General features: G+C 38.3%; 13 protein-coding genes and 2 pseudogenes. 1 reads left to right on the plus strand and 14 read right to left on the minus strand.

The genetic code is table 11. The features are described 5' to 3' along the window. From N8N51_RS10145 to N8N51_RS10180, 8 genes are all read right to left on the minus strand, one after another. On the minus strand, nucleotides 1-1,487 hold a 1,487-nt coding region (locus N8N51_RS10145), incomplete at its 3' end, for a pneumococcal-type histidine triad protein (protein WP_261104128.1). A 210-nt stretch (nucleotides 1,488-1,697) separates the two neighbouring features. Next, nucleotides 1,698-4,823, minus strand: coding sequence for a pneumococcal-type histidine triad protein (locus N8N51_RS10150; protein ID WP_261104130.1), 3,126 nt, complete (start codon nucleotides 4,821-4,823; stop codon nucleotides 1,698-1,700). 7 nt (nucleotides 4,824-4,830) lie between these two features. Next, nucleotides 4,831-5,748 (minus strand): zinc-binding lipoprotein AdcAII, encoded by a 918-nt coding sequence (gene adcAII / locus N8N51_RS10155; protein ID WP_004254291.1) that lies wholly within the window; start codon nucleotides 5,746-5,748, stop codon nucleotides 4,831-4,833. 142 nt (nucleotides 5,749-5,890) lie between these two features. Beyond that, nucleotides 5,891-7,282, minus strand: a complete 1,392-nt coding sequence (locus N8N51_RS10160; protein ID WP_261104131.1) for an APC family permease — start codon at nucleotides 7,280-7,282, stop codon at nucleotides 5,891-5,893. Between the two features lie 122 nt (nucleotides 7,283-7,404). Beyond that, nucleotides 7,405-7,971, minus strand: coding sequence for a thiol-disulfide oxidoreductase-associated lipoprotein SdbB (gene sdbB / locus N8N51_RS10165; protein ID WP_125454497.1), 567 nt, complete (start codon nucleotides 7,969-7,971; stop codon nucleotides 7,405-7,407). An 11-nt stretch (nucleotides 7,972-7,982) separates the two neighbouring features. Continuing rightward, complete coding sequence (gene ccdA2, locus N8N51_RS10170) at nucleotides 7,983-8,690, minus strand: thiol-disulfide oxidoreductase-associated membrane protein CcdA2 (protein ID WP_125454496.1); 708 nt, start codon at nucleotides 8,688-8,690, stop codon at nucleotides 7,983-7,985. A 213-nt stretch (nucleotides 8,691-8,903) separates the two neighbouring features. Then, nucleotides 8,904-9,179, minus strand: coding sequence for an HU family DNA-binding protein (locus N8N51_RS10175; protein WP_001284637.1), 276 nt, complete (start codon nucleotides 9,177-9,179; stop codon nucleotides 8,904-8,906). A 107-nt stretch (nucleotides 9,180-9,286) separates the two neighbouring features. Further along, the gene (locus N8N51_RS10180; RefSeq protein WP_261012351.1) at nucleotides 9,287-10,126 is read right to left on the minus strand and encodes a DegV family protein; all 840 of its coding nucleotides are present in this window, start codon (nucleotides 10,124-10,126) and stop codon (nucleotides 9,287-9,289) included. Between the two features lie 140 nt (nucleotides 10,127-10,266). Between N8N51_RS10180 and N8N51_RS10185 the strand changes: the two genes are divergently transcribed. Then, entirely contained in the window at nucleotides 10,267-11,115 is an 849-nt protein-coding gene (locus tag N8N51_RS10185) for a YitT family protein (RefSeq protein ID WP_084924357.1), read from the plus strand. A gap of 87 nt (nucleotides 11,116-11,202) precedes the next feature. Here N8N51_RS10185 and N8N51_RS10190 read toward each other — a convergent pair. The 6 genes and pseudogenes from N8N51_RS10190 to eno form a co-directional block, all read right to left on the minus strand. After that, nucleotides 11,203-11,427 (minus strand): annotated as a pseudogene (locus tag N8N51_RS10190) (nucleotidyl transferase family protein); the annotation flags it as partial. Nucleotides 11,428-11,686: 259 nt separating this feature from the next. Next, on the minus strand, nucleotides 11,687-12,547 hold the full coding sequence (locus tag N8N51_RS10195; RefSeq protein ID WP_000631543.1) for a methionyl aminopeptidase: 861 nt from the start codon (nucleotides 12,545-12,547) through the stop codon (nucleotides 11,687-11,689). 15 nt (nucleotides 12,548-12,562) lie between these two features. Then, nucleotides 12,563-13,840: a CBS-HotDog domain-containing transcription factor SpxR gene (spxR, locus tag N8N51_RS10200; protein WP_049544263.1), complete on the minus strand. Its 1,278-nt coding sequence runs from the start codon at nucleotides 13,838-13,840 to the stop codon at nucleotides 12,563-12,565. Next, on the minus strand, nucleotides 13,833-14,384 hold the full coding sequence (locus tag N8N51_RS10205; protein WP_153199070.1) for a GNAT family N-acetyltransferase: 552 nt from the start codon (nucleotides 14,382-14,384) through the stop codon (nucleotides 13,833-13,835). Before N8N51_RS10205 ends, spxR begins: the two co-directional genes overlap by 8 nt. Before the next feature lie 15 nt (nucleotides 14,385-14,399). Next, nucleotides 14,400-15,659, minus strand: a complete 1,260-nt coding sequence (locus N8N51_RS10210; protein ID WP_153199069.1) for a UDP-N-acetylglucosamine 1-carboxyvinyltransferase — start codon at nucleotides 15,657-15,659, stop codon at nucleotides 14,400-14,402. 269 nt (nucleotides 15,660-15,928) lie between these two features. Then, nucleotides 15,929-16,419: pseudogene (eno, locus tag N8N51_RS10215) on the minus strand (surface-displayed alpha-enolase); the annotation flags it as partial.

The following is a 16,419-nucleotide window of genomic DNA, read 5'->3' on the forward strand; positions in this document are numbered from 1 at the left end:
GCTGTATTTGCACCTTTCAAGTGGTCTTGCGCTGCCTTGATTTGATCAGCAGTCAAATCCTTCTTGAAGAAGTAATGATTGTGGTCACCATGACTCATGATAAATCCTGATTCATCTTCCGCAATAATACGATTAGCATCAAAGCCGTGTCCACCTTCTTCATGTTCCTCATGTGAAACACCAGGATTGACTGGAAGAGATGGCGAAGGTGTTGTTAGGCCATTGTTTGGAAGAGTCGGTTGACCAATTTGGTTCGCCTTAGGAATGTAATGGAAATGATCGCCATGTCTTACAATATAAGCTGTAGCAGTTTCTTCGACAATATCTTTAGAATTAAAGATATAACCATCAGATGTTGAAGAGATAGCCTTATTTGTAAGCAAGGAAGGATGATTCAAAGTAGATGGACTGCTTGGAAGACTTCCTAGACTAGACGCTACTCCATGAGGTTTTTCATTTGTAGAGACCGTAGAACCAGTTCCACCGATAGGCACCATTCTAGCAATCTTTTCTTCTAAAGGAGAGAGCTTGCTGTAAGGAATAAAGTGATAATGATCGCCATGCGGAATCGCAACTCCATTTGGCGTACGGCTGATAATCTTAGCAGGGTCAAAAACCAGACCGTCTGATTCACTGTAACGTTGGTCACTAGGTGAATCATAGAGTTCTTTCAAAAGACTTTGGAGATTTTCAGCTTTATTCGCTGGCTTGCTAGTTGAGCCTTGTGCTACAGATTGCGTGTCATTATCACTAGCTGTTGAAGAATAGCTTAACTGACTTGGTTGCGTATTTTTGCCAGCTAAATGAGCTTTTGCTGCTGCTAACTCACTAGAAGACAAATCACTTTTTGGAATATAGTGATAGTGACCTCCATGAGGAACGATATAAGCATCACCCGTATCTTCGATAATATCAGCTGGATTAAAGACATAGCCATCATCTGTCGTATAGCGTCCCTGAGATCTTGCTACAGCAACATCTGAGCTGACCTTCTCATTATCTTTGACATGTTCTTGTTTTTGACGATTGATTTCATCCTTGGTTCGAACATTATCAGCATGAGCTGCATCTTTCAGGTAGACATAATATTTTCCATCGACCTTGATGATATAGCCACCCTTGACCTCATTGACAATATCTCCGTCCTTAAGTTGATAGTTTGGATCCTTCATCAGAAGTTCTTCACTAAAGAGGGCATCATAAGGAACTTTACCATTATAGTAATGATAGTGGTCACCGTGTGACGTCACATAGCCCTGATCTGTAATCTTAATGACAATTTGCTCAGCCTGAATTCCTTCTTTTTGGCTAACCTGGTCTGGTGTCAGGTTTTCAGTTTTCTGACTTGACTGGCTGCCATCCACATAAGAGACACGATTATTGTCCTTGTTTTCCTGCGATCGATGCTGGTTCAGTGCATAAGCGCAAAGACTCAAGGATACGATAACAGCTGATCCAGCTGCTATATATTTTTTATTGAATTTCATAAATCCCTCATTTCAATAAATGATGAAGCTATTTCTTAACTTCTTTTTCTCGGTTAAACAGTTTTTCTCAACTGGTTATTTAACCAATTAATTAACCAGTAAATAGTTTACCTTTTTTAAGCTTATCTGTCAAGATTTTTATATCATTTTAAAAAATAAAAGCCAGTATTGCTACTGACTCTTACATCATTTTGATTTATAGTATAAAGTTTATACTGCTGGTTTCGTCGTAACTGACTCACTACCTTTTAACAAAGCAAGTAATTTTTCTGCTTCTGCCATAATGCCATTATTATCCATGGTTTGGAGACTCAGATTATTTCGTAAACCAGATAGGCTCTCTGTCACATTGTCTTTCAAACTAGCATCCGTTACTTCAGCAAGTAGAGCTTCTACTTCTTTGAGTTTGGCTTCTACTTTTTCGGTTTCTACTTGAGGTACTTCAGCTTCGTCTGTTGTATCTTTAGATACTTCTTCTGTCTCGTCTTCATCAGTGCTCGGTTTATAAAGATTATCTACTGAAGGGGTTGAACCTGTATGATTTTCTTTTTCATTGGATTCAGGACGGGTTGACTCGTCTGATTCATGATGATCTTCCTTATCTTCATCAGATTTACTGTCTTTGTCTGCCTTATTTTTACGAACATGGTCGCTGGCATTTCCCCAACCATTATCTGAGTGAGGACGTTCTTCAGGATGTTCAACATAATATTTTACAGTCGCAAAGAGATCCTCAAGGCTATAACCCTTAGGTGCTTCATAGAGTCCTTCGTCAAACCAACCAAATTTAATGTTATGGTAATGGTCGTAATGAGGTATAATTAAGCTACCATTTTTAACTTCAACAGTATGTTGTAGATTGTAAGGAATATGATCAAGTGGGACCTTCTTAGCTGCTTCCACTTTATTATAGATTGCTTCTACTCCTTTAACCTCAGTATTTCCTGAACCCTGATTCTCTGTTGAAGGAGGTATCAAACCTTTCTCTTTAGCATAAGCCTGGGCTGCCACTCTTTCAGCTTCAGACAAGCTCTCTTTCTTAATCCAATGACTATGGGACATATGTGGAGTTACATAAGCATCTCCCTCATCACTGGTAATATCACGAGTGTCAAAGATATAGCCATCTTCTGTTGTATACTTACCTGCTAATTTCGCTAATTTAATTTCATCGTCTGTATAAGCAATTTGAGAATTTGGTTTACCAAGACGTTCTGGGTGGGTAATTGGTGCTAGGAATGTCAATAAATCATCTACCAATTTTCCTTTATTAGAAGATTCATCATTCAAGCGTTCTGCTAATTTGTCTAAGGCTTGGAAATCAGAAGTACGCCCCTTATTTTCAGACAAGGCTTTATGAGCCTCGGCCAATAAATTATATGCTTTATCATAAAATTCTTGGTCACGAGAAGCGACATTTTCTTTCTTCGCAACTAGAGAGTGCGTCTCTTGAGTTTTATTTGACAAGAGATTTTCAATAGCGTCAATCTTATCCTTGGCTAAGTCTTTAGCTAGAACATAACGACTAGCGCCCTTATCCTCGAAAATATAACCGTCGCCAACTTTTCTAACAACCTGGTTGACATCAAATTCTGTCAGTTTATTTTCCACCGGTGCTATAGGTTTGGTAGTAGGAGCTGGCTTCAGAGGAGTAACACTTGGCAAGACACTGCCATTTTGTCCCTTGACAGCTATCATACGAGCCAATTTTTCTTCCAGCGGTGACATTTGTGAATAAGGGATAAAGTGATAATGATCTCCGTGAGGCACTGCAACACCGTTAGCTGTACGTTTGATGATTTGTGCCGGATCAAAGACTAATCCATCCGATTCCACATGGCGTTCTGATAAAGGTTTGGCATACAATTCACTTAAAAGTGTTGGGATATCTTCCCCTTGATTTTGATGATATGTTGGGGTGACAGTCAGGTTTGGAGTCTCTGTCAAACTTGGTTGGGCTGGTTTAGCATTATCACTACTTGGTTTACTTGAACTTGTAACAGAATGAGACTGTTTACCATTCCAATAGGCTTGAGCAGCAGCCAATTCTCCTGCAGACAAATCACTCTTAGGTATATAGTGGAAATGATTGCCGTGCGGTACAACAAAAGCGTCACCTGTATCTTCAATCACATCTGTTGGACTAAAGACATACCCATCATCCGTTGTATAGGCACCTCCAGTTGCTCGATTCGGTGCCGGCGTATTGAGATTAAAGTTTGGTTTAATGGTTGAACTTGGTGTTGAACTTGTTCTCTCAGGACTGCTTGGTTTCGTATTATTAGAATGACTTTGAACTGGCTGACCTCCAATTGGTAGATTTCGAGCCAATTTTTCTTCCAAAGCAGACATTTGCGAATAAGGAATGAAATGGAAATGATCCCCGTGAGGCACTGCCACACCATTTGCAGTACGTTTTGTAATCTGTGCTGGGTCAAATACTAAGCCATCAGACTCCACATGACGTTGGCTAAGTGGCAAAGTGTACAATTCTTGAAGGAGACTAGCTAAATCCTCACTTTGACTTTCAGAATCTGTTGCAGGATTTTGAGGTGTCTCAGATTGACTCGTTCTTAGAGTAGATCTTGTTTCAGCTCTGCTAGAACGATATTCAACCGTACTTAATTGGCCACCTTTTCCAGATAAGAAGGCTTGGGCAGCAGCTAATTCACTGGCAGACAAATCACTCTTAGGAATATAGTGGAAGTGATTGCCATGAGGAACGATATAGGCATCACCCGTGTCTTCTATGATATCAGATGCATTAAAGATATACCCATCATCCGTTGTATAGCGTCCTTGGGCTCTGGCTGCAACTACCGCCTGATCGTTAGAACCGCCTCCATGATTATGACTGTGTTCCTGCTTCTGACGTTTAATCTCTTCTTTTGTCCGAATATTGTCCGCATGAGTCGCATCCTTAAGGTAAACATAGTATTTCCCGTCTACCTTAATCACATAGCCACCCTTGATTTCATTGACAATGTCTGAATCCTTCAACTGATAATTCAAATCTTTCATGAGGAGTTCTTCACTGATGATAGCGTCATAAGGAACCTTGCCATTATAGTAATGATAATGGTCTCCATGAGAGGTCACATAACCTTGATCCGTAATCTTGATAACAATTTGTTCGGCGTTGATTCCCTCTCTCTTACTAACTTCATCTAGTGTCAAGTTGTCTGCCTTTTGACCAGCCTGATCACCATCTATATAAGCAACTCGATTAGAATCTTTCTTAATTTGACCAGCTTGGTACCGTCCAAGTTCATAGGAACAAACACTTAGGGCAAGAACTGCCACCGAACCCGCTACATATTTTTTATTGATTTTCATTCTTTTCTCACTTTAATTCTTCTGCTAGAACACTCATATTTTCTTCAAGATTTTCTAGGTAAGTCTTGTCATTTTGTGGGTCTGCCTCTAAAGGATTCAGAGTTTTAAGCCCCACACCTGTTGATTTGACAAGAGTTTCAGCTACTTTTGAAGAAGCATTACTTTCTGTAAAAATTGTTTTAACCTTATAGGTTTTAACAAATTCCTGAATTTCTGTTAGTTGTCTTGGACTTGGTTCTTGTTCTGGAGAGATACCTGCAATACCAAGTTGATTGAGTCCAAATCGCTTAGCAAGATAAGAAAAGGCTGTATGCTGTGTTACAAAAGTTTTCTGACTCGCTTTTTCAAATTTAGGCTGGAATTTCTTAGTCAATTCTTGAGCTTTTTTGATAAAGGCTTGCGCATTTTTTTGATAAGTTTCTTTATGTTCACTATCCACCTCTGAAAGTTTATCAGCGATAATCTGAGCTTCTTCGCCAGCTTTTTCAGGATCTAGCCAAGTGTGAGGGTCATAGAGCGTTTTTTCATCAACTCCATCCCCTGCTTCCACATCTTCTAGCCCTGGGACACGGTCTAAGGTCATTCCTTCAGAAGCCTCTAAAACCTTAACTTTAGATTTTTTTAGATTGGGATCCAGGCTTCCTGCCCAAGATTCGAGCGTATGCGAATGGTAAACAAAGACATCTGCATCATAGATGGCTGCGATATCATTTGCCGAAGGTTCAAAGGAGTGAATCCCACTACTTGACTGAATCATCCGAACATCATTCAAGTCACCAGATACTTCCTTGACCATAGCATAGACAGGATAAAAACTTGTTACAATTTTCATCCCTTTCCCTGTCTGACTTTCCTTCTGCCCACAAGCACTTAAACACAAAAGAAAGACACTTAACAATACTAAAAATAAACTTTTTTTCTTCATAGATAACTCCTTAACTATTTAATTAACTGGTAAACATTCTACTCCTAAAAATTTAATCTGTCAAGCTATTTTTAGAAAAAATTTGAAATTTCTTTCACATATAAAAATCTGCTGAGTTTCAATAACTCAACAGATTCTCACTTTATTCTTCTATGGTAGAATGCTTATAGCCATAAGAAAAGTAAATGATACTTCCTATCAACAATGCAACTAGGAAAGCAATCCAGGTTTCCATATTATACTGCAACATAAAGGATAAACAAATGATGATTGATAAAATAGGTAATAAGGGTACTAATGGTGTTTTAAATTCTCCAGCTTTGGGCATTCCTTTTTCTTTCCGTAAACGAATCAGACCATAAGCCAGCATGATCAAGTAGGCCAAGGTACAAATATTTAAGAAGGATGCGATACTAGCAAGAGGGAACATTCCTGCTGCTACTGCTGAAGCTAGACCGGTCAAGATAGTAGCATTTTTTGGTACCTTGCTTGTTTTGGTTAGTTCTTTAAAGGTAGCAGGCATCAAGCCGTCACGCGCTAAACTGTAAATCATACGCGATAGGGCATAGGTCATCGAGATACAAACCGTAATCAAGGTCAAAATAGCCACTAATGACACATAGTTGGCTGCCCAACTAATCCCAATGCTGCGAAGAGCAAAGGCAACGGCATCGTCGACATTTAGGTGACTATAGTGAACCACACCAGTCAAAACAAGAGTCACCAAGGCATAAAGAATAGTTACGATAGAAAGCGATAAGACAATCCCTCTAGGAATATTTTTTTGAGGAGTCTTGACCTCATCTACAGCCATAGAGATGGATTCAAACCCCAAAAAACCAAAGAACATCAAGGACGCACCAGCCATAATACCAGTACTAGCACCATAGATTTGTCCAAAACCATAGGGAGCAAAATTACTCCAATTATCAAGCTTGATATGCCAGATTCCTACTAAAACAAAGAGAGCTAAAGCGGAAAATTTCAAAATAACTAGAATAGAATTAAAACGTAATGCTGCTTTAGCATTGAGTAAAACAAGTGAGGTCACCAAGACCAAGACAAGAATAGGCAATAAATCAACAAATGTCCCTGCTTGAGGATTAAAGGTACCATTTAAAGCCTGAGGAAGGGCTATCCCATATTGAGAAAGCAAGCCTTTAAAATAAGCTGCCCAACCCGAAGCCACACCTGATATGGCTGTCATGAACTCCATCATGGTTAACCAACCAGCCAACCAGGCTGGGAATTCTCCTAAGATGGCATAGAGATAACTGTAGGCACCACCTGTAGCGGGTACTCGCGAAGCAAATTCTGCAAAAAAGAGGGCTGATAATCCCACACACAATGCAGAAATGACGATTGAAATCACTAGGGCTGGACCCGCTAGAGTTGCTGCTGCAGTACCTGTGATTGTAAAGACACCTGTCCCTACCATGGCTCCAATACCCAGCAAAATCAAATCCCATAATTTCAAATGCCTGTGCATCTCCGTTTTATCTAAACTAACATTTTTTGTTCTAAATATATTCATCTTTGACTCCAAAATAAAATGATGATTCTATTTTACCATAAATATAGGACATTTGTGAATATTTATAAAATGTTTTTCTAAAAAAATCTGACTACACTCTTGTAATCAGATTTTTATCTATTCTAGTTCATTTCTTTAAAGGCTGCTTCTGCATCCGCATTACTGATAACACCAAATTGAATCTTCCCAATCTTTCCTTGACTATCAATCAGGTATTCTGTAGGAATGCTTCGAATTTGATAAGCTTGGAATGTGGTTGCTTTTGTGTCATAAAGAACTGGGATATCCTTATAACCTTGATCTTGGAACCATTGTGGGAATTGCTCAACAGTTTTTTCACCTTGAATTCCTGGTGCAATAACAGTAAGAATTTCAAAATCACGATCTGGTTTCGCCGCTAATTCCATCAACTCAGGCATACTTTTTTTACATGGACCACACCATGAAGCCCAAAACTTCAAATAAACCTTTTTACCCTTATAATCAGATAACTTTACTTCTTTGCCATCCATTGATTGCAAGGTAAAATCTGGCGCCTCTTTCCCAACAGCAATTTGTTGTACAGTCGTTTGTTGCTGTTGTTTTGGGGATTGTTCTGGTGCTTTAGTCTTTTTAGTCTCTTCCTCACCACAAGCTATCAATACAACTAATGACAAGAGGCTTAAGCCAGCAAACATTACTTTTTTCATCTTTTTCTCCTTTATTCAAAAATTCCAGCTAGAACATTTACTTGTCCTAATAGTAATAAAATTCCCATTAAAATAATAAGGAAACCACCAATTTTCTTCAGTAGCATCATATGACGTTTAATTTTACTAAAATATGGCATAACTACGCCTGAAGCTAGTGCCAAAACCAAGAAAGGAATTGCCATCCCCAGAGTGTAAATCAAGGTATAGATTGCACCTTGCCAAGCACCATTGCCTCCAGAAGCCGCAAGCGCTAAAACAGAACTTAAAACTGGACCAATACAAGGCGTCCAACCAAAGCTAAAGGTAATACCGAGTAAAAAGGCTGACCAATAACGATTGGGTGCTGATTTCTTAAAAGTAAAACTTTTTTGAATCTCTAATTTCTTAAAATGAAAAATTTCCATCTGGTGTAAACCTAAGATGATGATAATCGTACCCATGGTATAGCGAAACCAATTGGCATAGAGAATATTACCAAAGTAACCAGCACCAAATCCTAGAATAAAGAAAATGAGTGAAATGCCTGCGATAAAGCAAAGAGTTCGAATCAAGCCGGACCACGCAACTTTTCTCCCAAACAAAGAAAAGCTTTTTGCGCTTTCCTGATCATCCAATAAAATTCCAGTATAAACAGGTAACAGAGGGAAAATGCAAGGGGAAAAGAAGGACAAGATCCCTGCTAAAAAAACGGAGATTGAAAATACTATCGTTTCCAATAAAGAACCAACTTTCTTAATAATTCATATCCTATTTTACTATAATCAATTTCATTTGTATGCTTTCTGCTACGCAATTTGAATTAGCCAGTATTTGAAATATTTGTTCCGGTACTAGTTCATTCAGATTCTGCCCCTTTTTTGCCCTCTATACACAAAAAAGCCTATTGACCAAGCTCAAAAACTTGATACAATAGGCTTTTCAAATGCTGATTATTTAACAGCGTCTTTAAGAGCTTTACCAGCTTTGAATGCTGGAACTTTAGAAGCTGCAATTGTGATTTCTTTACCAGTTTGTGGGTTGCGACCTTTACGTGCAGCACGCTCACGAACTTCAAAGTTACCAAAACCGATCAATTGAACTTTTTCACCAGCTGCAAGGTAGTCAGCTACTGCTGCGAATACAGCTTCAACTGCTGCTGCTGAGTCTTTCTTAGTCAATTCTGTAGCTTCTGCTACTTTAGCGATCAAATCTTGTTTGTTTGCCATGTTAATGATTCCTCCAATTTAATTTCTAATTAACAATTATAATCATATCCTAAAATCCCTTTTAGGTCAAGTTAAAAACGCTATTTCTTCCCATTTTATTTATTTTTTTAAGAGTAGTAACGTACTAAAATAGCCCAAGCGTTCTCACCCGTGTGAGTTTGAATAATAGAGCCCGTTTCCAAAACTGAAATTGGCTTTTCAACATAAGCTTGTAAGCTTTCTTTCATCTCTTTTGCCCAATCAGCACTACCAGAATATGAAATTCCAATCTCTGCTACAGAACGTTCAGAGAGCGATGTTATCAATTCATCTAACCATTTTTTAAAAGTTTTAGCTCCACGACCTTTAACGATTGGCTGCAATTCATGGTCTTTCATCTGCATGACAACACGTATATTGAGAAGGGAGCTCAACAATCCAGTTACACGGCCAATTCGTCCACCTTTGACAAGATTTTCCAAAGTAGAAACACCAATATAGAGTTCTGTGTGTTTTTTTACCTCTTCTATGCGAGTTAAAATTTCCTCCATATCTTTGCCTTCTTGTGCTAACTTCGCAGCCTCAACAACTTGGAATTTCAGGGCTTGGTCAGTGAAGGAACTATCAATAACTGTCACATCGGCAGTAGATAAGCTAGCACCTTGACGTGCCGCTTCTACAGTACCAGAAAGGGCATGAGACATATGAATAGCAAGAATCTGGCTACCATCCTTGCATAGTTCTTCAAAAACTTCAGCGAAGACACCTACAGGTGGCTGACTTGTTTTCGGAAGATTCTTACTTTCTTGCATCAACTGAAGAAATTTACCTTCTTCTTTCAAATCCGCATCAGAATAAACAACATTATCAATCATTACAGATAATGGAACAACAGTGATATCTAATTGTTTTACTAGTTCAGGTTCAATAGTAACAGATGAATCGGTTACAATCTTAATTTTTGTCATAGTATCAATCTTTCTATTTTAGGATTCAGATTGGTTTTCTTACTTTTAATTATATCAAAAAAAGATTAAAAATCCTAATGGAGTCAATCAAATTTTCCTTAAAAATTTGATATAATCTACTTATAAGAAAAGAGGTCCCTATGATTAAAAAAATTTACCCCATTTTAACCATTTTATTAGGAGCTGCTATTTATGCTTTTGGTCTAACTTATTTTGTAGTTCCCCATCATCTCTTTGAAGGAGGGGCGACAGGTATTACCCTCATCACCTTTTATCTTTTTAAAATCCCTGTTTCGCTCATGAACTTGCTGATTAATATTCCCCTTTTCATCCTAGCTTGGAAAATATTTGGAGCAAAATCTCTCTATTCTAGTTTACTAGGAACCTTAGCTTTGTCCGCTTGGTTGGCTTTTTTTGAGCGTATTCCCCTTCATATTGATCTTCAAGGTGATTTACTGATCACAGCCCTTATAGCTGGGATTCTATTGGGAATTGGTCTTGGAATTATTTTTAATGCTGGAGGTACAACAGGGGGAACTGATATTTTAGCTCGTATTCTCAATAAATACACTCATATATCTATGGGGAAACTGCTCTTTATCTTAGATTTTTGTATTCTCATGCTTATTCTCCTAATCTTCAAGGATTTGAGATTGGTTTCCTACACGCTCTTATTTGATTTTATCGTTTCTCGTGTCATTGATTTGATTGGTGAAGGAGGATATGCCGGCAAAGGCTTTATGATTATCACAAAACGTCCTGACCAACTTGCTAAGGCAATTAATGATGACCTAGGTAGAGGCGTTACTTTCATCTCAGGTCAAGGTTATTATAGTCGAGAAGATTTAAAAATCATTTACTGTATTGTCGGAAGAAATGAAATTGTGAAAATGAAGGAAATGATTCATCGAATCGATCCTCAAGCCTTTATAACTATTACAGAAGCTCACGAAATCCTTGGAGAAGGATTTACCTTTGAAAAAGAATAAAAAGAGGTAATGTACTGAATTGATTTCTTTTAGAATCTACAATAATAACGTGAAACAATGATAATTTCTCCATCAAAGTAATCCTTTAAAATCTTCTGTCGTGATAGTATCGAATTGACTACTAAAATCAAGAAGATATAATTCCTCTACACCCTCTCGTTTTAACTTTCTTTCACATTCAGCAGGGTTCAAAATATGTAAAAACAGATCAGGATGATAAGGATCTAAAGCGATCTTTGGAGATTCATTAAAGGTCATAACGACGATAGGCAACAAATCCTTTCTCGCAGCCTTGTTTGCAACACGAAATAATTATTTATCAGATAGTTTACCAATATCTTTTTGGTTTTTATAGAAAATCTGAAACATAATTTTTACCTGAAGTGTAACATTGTAGAAAGTTCATTTTTTTGAAATGATGATAAAGTGCAATATATTGAGGTAAGAATTTTAAAGCCAGAAAAACGCATTATATCAGGCACTTAAAAACTTGATACAATGCGTTTATTTAATATGAAAAGATCTACTGAATTCTTTAGAAATGAACTTCCAGCAGTCTTTTCACTTTTTATTAATAAGTTCCTTCTTCACCTTGACTAGTCAAGATAACAGGTCCATCTTTTGTAATGACAAATTGGTGTTCATATTGACAAGATAGACCACCGTCAATGGTCTTATGCGCCCAACCAGTTTTCATATCTGTATCAATTTCCCAGTCACCTGTATTGATCATTGGTTCAATAGTCAAGACCATTCCTTCACGAAGACGGAGTCCTCGACCTGCAATACCATAGTTAGGAACCATTGGTTCTTCGTGCATGGTTGGGCCAACACCATGACCAACCAAATCACGCACTACACCGTAACCACGACTTTCAGCGTATTCTTGAATCGCTGCTCCAATATCACCGATACGGTTTCCAACAACAGCTTGCTCAATCCCCTTGTACATAGCTTCTTTAGTTACATCCATCAAGTTTTTCACTTCTTCGGACGGTGTACCAACAGCATAAGCCCAACATGAGTCTGCAAGACCACCAGAATAGCTCTGAGTGTATTTTTTCATTTGTTCAACATTGTTGAAGTTTAATTTTGAGACATTCAGGTCGGATTTAGCAATTGGGCCTCCCAAAACCATATCAACTTTGAGCAAATCACCATCTTTCAAGATATAGTGACGAGGGAAAGCATGAGCCACTTCATCATTAAGAGAGCAACAGGTAGCATAAGGATAGTCCATCATTGCACCGTCAACTCCAATCTGAAGCGGAAGGAAATTTTCTTCCTTACAACGACGGCGAACATACTCTTCAACTTCCCACATATCTACGCCAGGCTTAATCAAATCACGCAAGCCGATATGAATACTTGCTAGAAAATCACCTGCCTTATCCATAGCTTCGATTTCACGAGCTGATTTTAATGTTATCATTTTTTCTCCTAGTTTCTAATTAATTTTAACGGTTACATTTGCTTTTGAAACAATCTGATGACCATGATAAATATCGTAATCAATAATAGCTGACCGTCTAGTATGGTGGATAATGCGTGCTTGAATGCGCAGTGTATCATCTATCTGAACAGCCTGCAAAAAGTAGATTAGCATCTGCTCGATGATGAGATTGCGCCCACTATTCACAACTAAATCTTGGGTCATATGAGTCAGTATCTCTGCCAATACACCATTAGCCAAAACACCGTTCTTCTCTAGCATAAAGGGTTCCACTGTAATAACTACTTCATCATGGTGATAAGAAAGTTTTTGACCAATCTGTTCAGAAAAAGTAGGTAGAGCAGAAACTTGGGAACGACTCATCTTCTCCATGACATCTCGTCTGGTTACAACCCCAAGCAAGGTTTGATTATTTCGAACAACCGGTACCATTTCAAAGTCTTCAGCAATCATCCGTTGACTGACATTGGCAATATTTGTCGATAATCCAACCAAAAATAGACTACGAGACATGACCTTGTCAATTGTGGTGCTTGGTGACTTATCACCAGCGTCTCTCATGGTAACAACCCCAACAACAACCTGATGTTGATTGATAACTGGGAAACGGCTGCTACGATTCTTACGCACCAAGTCCAAATAATCTTTAACAGTGTCAGTCTCTCTCAGAAAACCATACTCATGACTCGGACGATAAAGTTTCTCAACTGTCAGAATATCAGTCTTGATTTGTACATTTGAAAGGGCTTTATTGATCATGGTCGCGACAGTGAAAGTGTCATGTTTGCTTCTTAAAACAGGAATTCCTTTTTGATTGGCCAGTTTAAGCACATCATCATGAACCTGAAATCCACCTGTAACCAGAACTGCATTTTCATTTTCCAGCGCTAATAATTGAATACGAGTCCGGTCACCAACAATCAAGAGTCCCCCATCATGAAGGTAAGATAAAATATTTTGCTCAGTCATGGCACCGATTGAAAACTTACTAAATTCTCTCTCTAAACCGTCTTGTCCAGCCAGAACCTCAGAAGAAGTCACTTCAGCAATTTCAGCAAAAGTTAATCTCTCTATAGCAACTTTCTGAGATTTAACACGGATAGTACCACTTCTTGGGCGAGTCTCTACAATTCCACGGTTTTCAGCTTCTTTAATGGCCCGATAGGCCGTTCCATCACTGACTCCTAGATGGTTGGAAATGCTTCGAACACTGACTCTTTTACCAACAGGTAATTCTTCCAAATAACTTAGAATTTCTTGGTGTTTACTCATTAATTTCTCCCTTTACAAAGCGAAACTCAAGATAATCTCGCATTTTTCTTGTATAGCGATCACTTCCTTTAAACTGACGGAACAAACGAAATCCAGACTTAAGAGCAACCCGTTGACTAGCTTCATTTTCAAGGTGGGTAATGATGGATAGTTGTTTTAAACCAAATTCCTCAAAAGAAAGCTGACAAAGTTTTTTAACAACTTCTGTCATGAACCCTTGCGACCAAGCGTCTTTTCTCAAAAAATAACCAATTTCTGCTTCTTTTTTTATTTCATCTAGCTTTTCAAACTTAATAGAACCAATCATTTGTTGATTTTTCTGGTCACAAATAGCCCACACTCCCAAAGGGGACTTCATAAAGTAATTGGCCAGTGCATATTGACTTTCTTCCAGACTTGCCTGAGTTGGGAAAATAAATTGAAGATTTTCAGGATTTGAGGCTATCTCATGGAAGTCCTGACTATCACTAAAAAAGAAAGGACGCAAATACAAGCGATCCGTTTCAAAAAAAGAAAACATTGCTAATTTGGTCCAAATATTCATAAACACCTCTACGGTTTATTCTTCAACAAGTGTAATATCCGCTCCTAGATTACGTAATTTTTCAATAATATCAGAATAACCACGTAAGATAAACTCGATATTTGTAATTTCAGTTTGCCCCTCGGCCATCAAACCAGCAATAACTAAAGCTGCACCAGCTCTCAGGTCAGTTGCTTTTACATTTGCACCACGTAAACTACGTCCACCGGTATATAAAATGTAGTTGTTTGTAGTCGTAATATCTGCATCCATCTTTGCTAGTTCAAAAACATGGTTTACTCGTTTTTCATAAATGGTATCAATAATGGTACCACGCCCCTCTGCTGTTAACAAGAGAGGAGTAATTGGTTGTTGCAAGTCAGTAGCAAAACCAGGATAAGGAGCTGTCTTAATATTGATTGCTTTCAAATTAGACTGTTCTTCGACAAAAATACTGTCTTCAGATACAGTCATTCTCACACCCATCTCTTCCAACTTAGCGATGAATCCTTCTAAGTGTTCGTATAATACATTGTTGATACGAATTCCCTTACCGACTGCAGCAGCTAAGGAAATATATGTTCCTGCTTCGATACGGTCTGGAATCACCTGATGACGGGTTCCATGTAATCTTTCAACACCATCAATAATGATGATATTAGTCCCTGCACCGCGGATATGGGCTCCCATATTATTCAAGAGGGTAGCTACATCAATAATTTCAGGTTCACGGGCTGCATTTTCAATAATAGTACGACCATTCGCTTTAACCGCAGCAATCATCGTATTGATCGTTGCCCCTACACTAACCGTGTCCATGTAAATACTTGCACCATGAAGTCCTGTATCTTTAGCAGATAACTTCATGTTATCTCCCTCGTAGCTAACAGTGGCACCCATAGCTTCAAAAGCCTTAAGGTGTAGGTCAATAGGGCGAGGTCCCAAATCACATCCACCAGGTAAACCAACAGTAGCTTCAGCAAAGCGACCTAAAAGACTTCCATAAAAATAATAAGATGCACGAAGACTATTGATTTTCCCATAAGGCATTGGAATATTTTGAACACCTCTTGGATCAATCTCCAAGACATCGTCATAACGCTTAACAGTAGCCCCCATTAACTCCATAATTTCGACAAGACTAGCAACATCGGAAATATCTGGTACACAATCCAAAGTCACAACATCATCTGCCAAAATAATAGCTGGAATTAAGGCCACAACGCTATTTTTAGCACCGCTAATAGTGATTTCACCTTGCAAGGGTAATCCACCATTGATAACAATTTTTCTCATTCTAAATTTTTTATGCTCTTTCAAAATTTCTAAAAAGGTCCTACATTAAAGTATATCATAAATCCACCCTTTTTTCCATCATTTTCAATTATATTAGCAGAATCGTATTTATTGGTAAATGAGCTGTCTTGAAATGTTTTGCCCCTTTTTTGCCCCCTAAATACAAAAATAGCCCTTCGGATAAAATCCGAGGGGCTAGAAACGTTGTTAAATCAACGGCCGAACTTTTGAATTTCATGGTTCGGGATAAAATAGTTCACTGAACTATTTTATTTTTTAAGGTTGTAGAATGATTTCAATCCACGATATTCTGCTACTTCACCAAGTTGGTCTTCGATGCGAAGCAATTGGTTGTATTTAGCGATACGGTCTGTACGTGAAAGTGAACCAGTCTTGATTTGTCCTGCGTTAGTTGCAACTGCGATGTCAGCGATTGTTGAATCTTCAGTTTCACCTGAACGGTGTGATACAACGGCAGTGTAACCAGCTTCTTTAGCCATTTCGATAGCTTCAAAAGTTTCAGTAAGAGTACCGATTTGGTTAACTTTGATAAGGATTGAGTTAGCAGCACCTTCTTGGATACCACGTGCAAGGTAGTCAGTGTTTGTTACGAAGAAGTCGTCACCAACAAGTTGTACTTTCTTACCAAGACGTTCAGTAAGAGCTTTCCAACCATCCCAGTCGTTTTCATCCATACCATCTTCGATAGTGATGATTGGGTATTTGTTAACCAATTCTTCAAGGTAATCGATTTGTTCTG

Origin of the sequence: Streptococcus mitis (assembly GCF_946188685.1) — a bacterium.
In the GTDB taxonomy this organism is placed as follows: Bacteria; Bacillota; Bacilli; order Lactobacillales; family Streptococcaceae; genus Streptococcus; species Streptococcus mitis_CC.

Bases quoted from the DNA above. Each gene is read 5' to 3' on its own strand.
- N8N51_RS10150 (WP_261104130.1), bottom strand. From the start codon at position 4,823: ATGAAAATCAATAAAAAATATGTAGCGGGTTCGGTGGCAGTTCTTGCC.
- adcAII (WP_004254291.1), bottom strand. From the start codon at position 5,748: ATGAAGAAAAAAAGTTTATTTTTAGTATTGTTAAGTGTCTTTCTTTTG.
- N8N51_RS10160 (WP_261104131.1), bottom strand. From the start codon at position 7,282: ATGAATATATTTAGAACAAAAAATGTTAGTTTAGATAAAACGGAGATG.
- sdbB (WP_125454497.1), bottom strand. From the start codon at position 7,971: ATGAAAAAAGTAATGTTTGCTGGCTTAAGCCTCTTGTCATTAGTTGTA.
- N8N51_RS10175 (WP_001284637.1), bottom strand. From the start codon at position 9,179: ATGGCAAACAAACAAGATTTGATCGCTAAAGTAGCAGAAGCTACAGAA.
- N8N51_RS10180 (WP_261012351.1), bottom strand. From the start codon at position 10,126: ATGACAAAAATTAAGATTGTAACCGATTCATCTGTTACTATTGAACCT.
- N8N51_RS10185 (WP_084924357.1), top strand. From the start codon at position 10,267: ATGATTAAAAAAATTTACCCCATTTTAACCATTTTATTAGGAGCTGCT.
- N8N51_RS10195 (WP_000631543.1), bottom strand. From the start codon at position 12,547: ATGATAACATTAAAATCAGCTCGTGAAATCGAAGCTATGGATAAGGCA.
- spxR (WP_049544263.1), bottom strand. From the start codon at position 13,840: ATGAGTAAACACCAAGAAATTCTAAGTTATTTGGAAGAATTACCTGTT.
- N8N51_RS10205 (WP_153199070.1), bottom strand. From the start codon at position 14,384: ATGAATATTTGGACCAAATTAGCAATGTTTTCTTTTTTTGAAACGGAT.
- N8N51_RS10210 (WP_153199069.1), bottom strand. From the start codon at position 15,659: ATGAGAAAAATTGTTATCAATGGTGGATTACCCTTGCAAGGTGAAATC.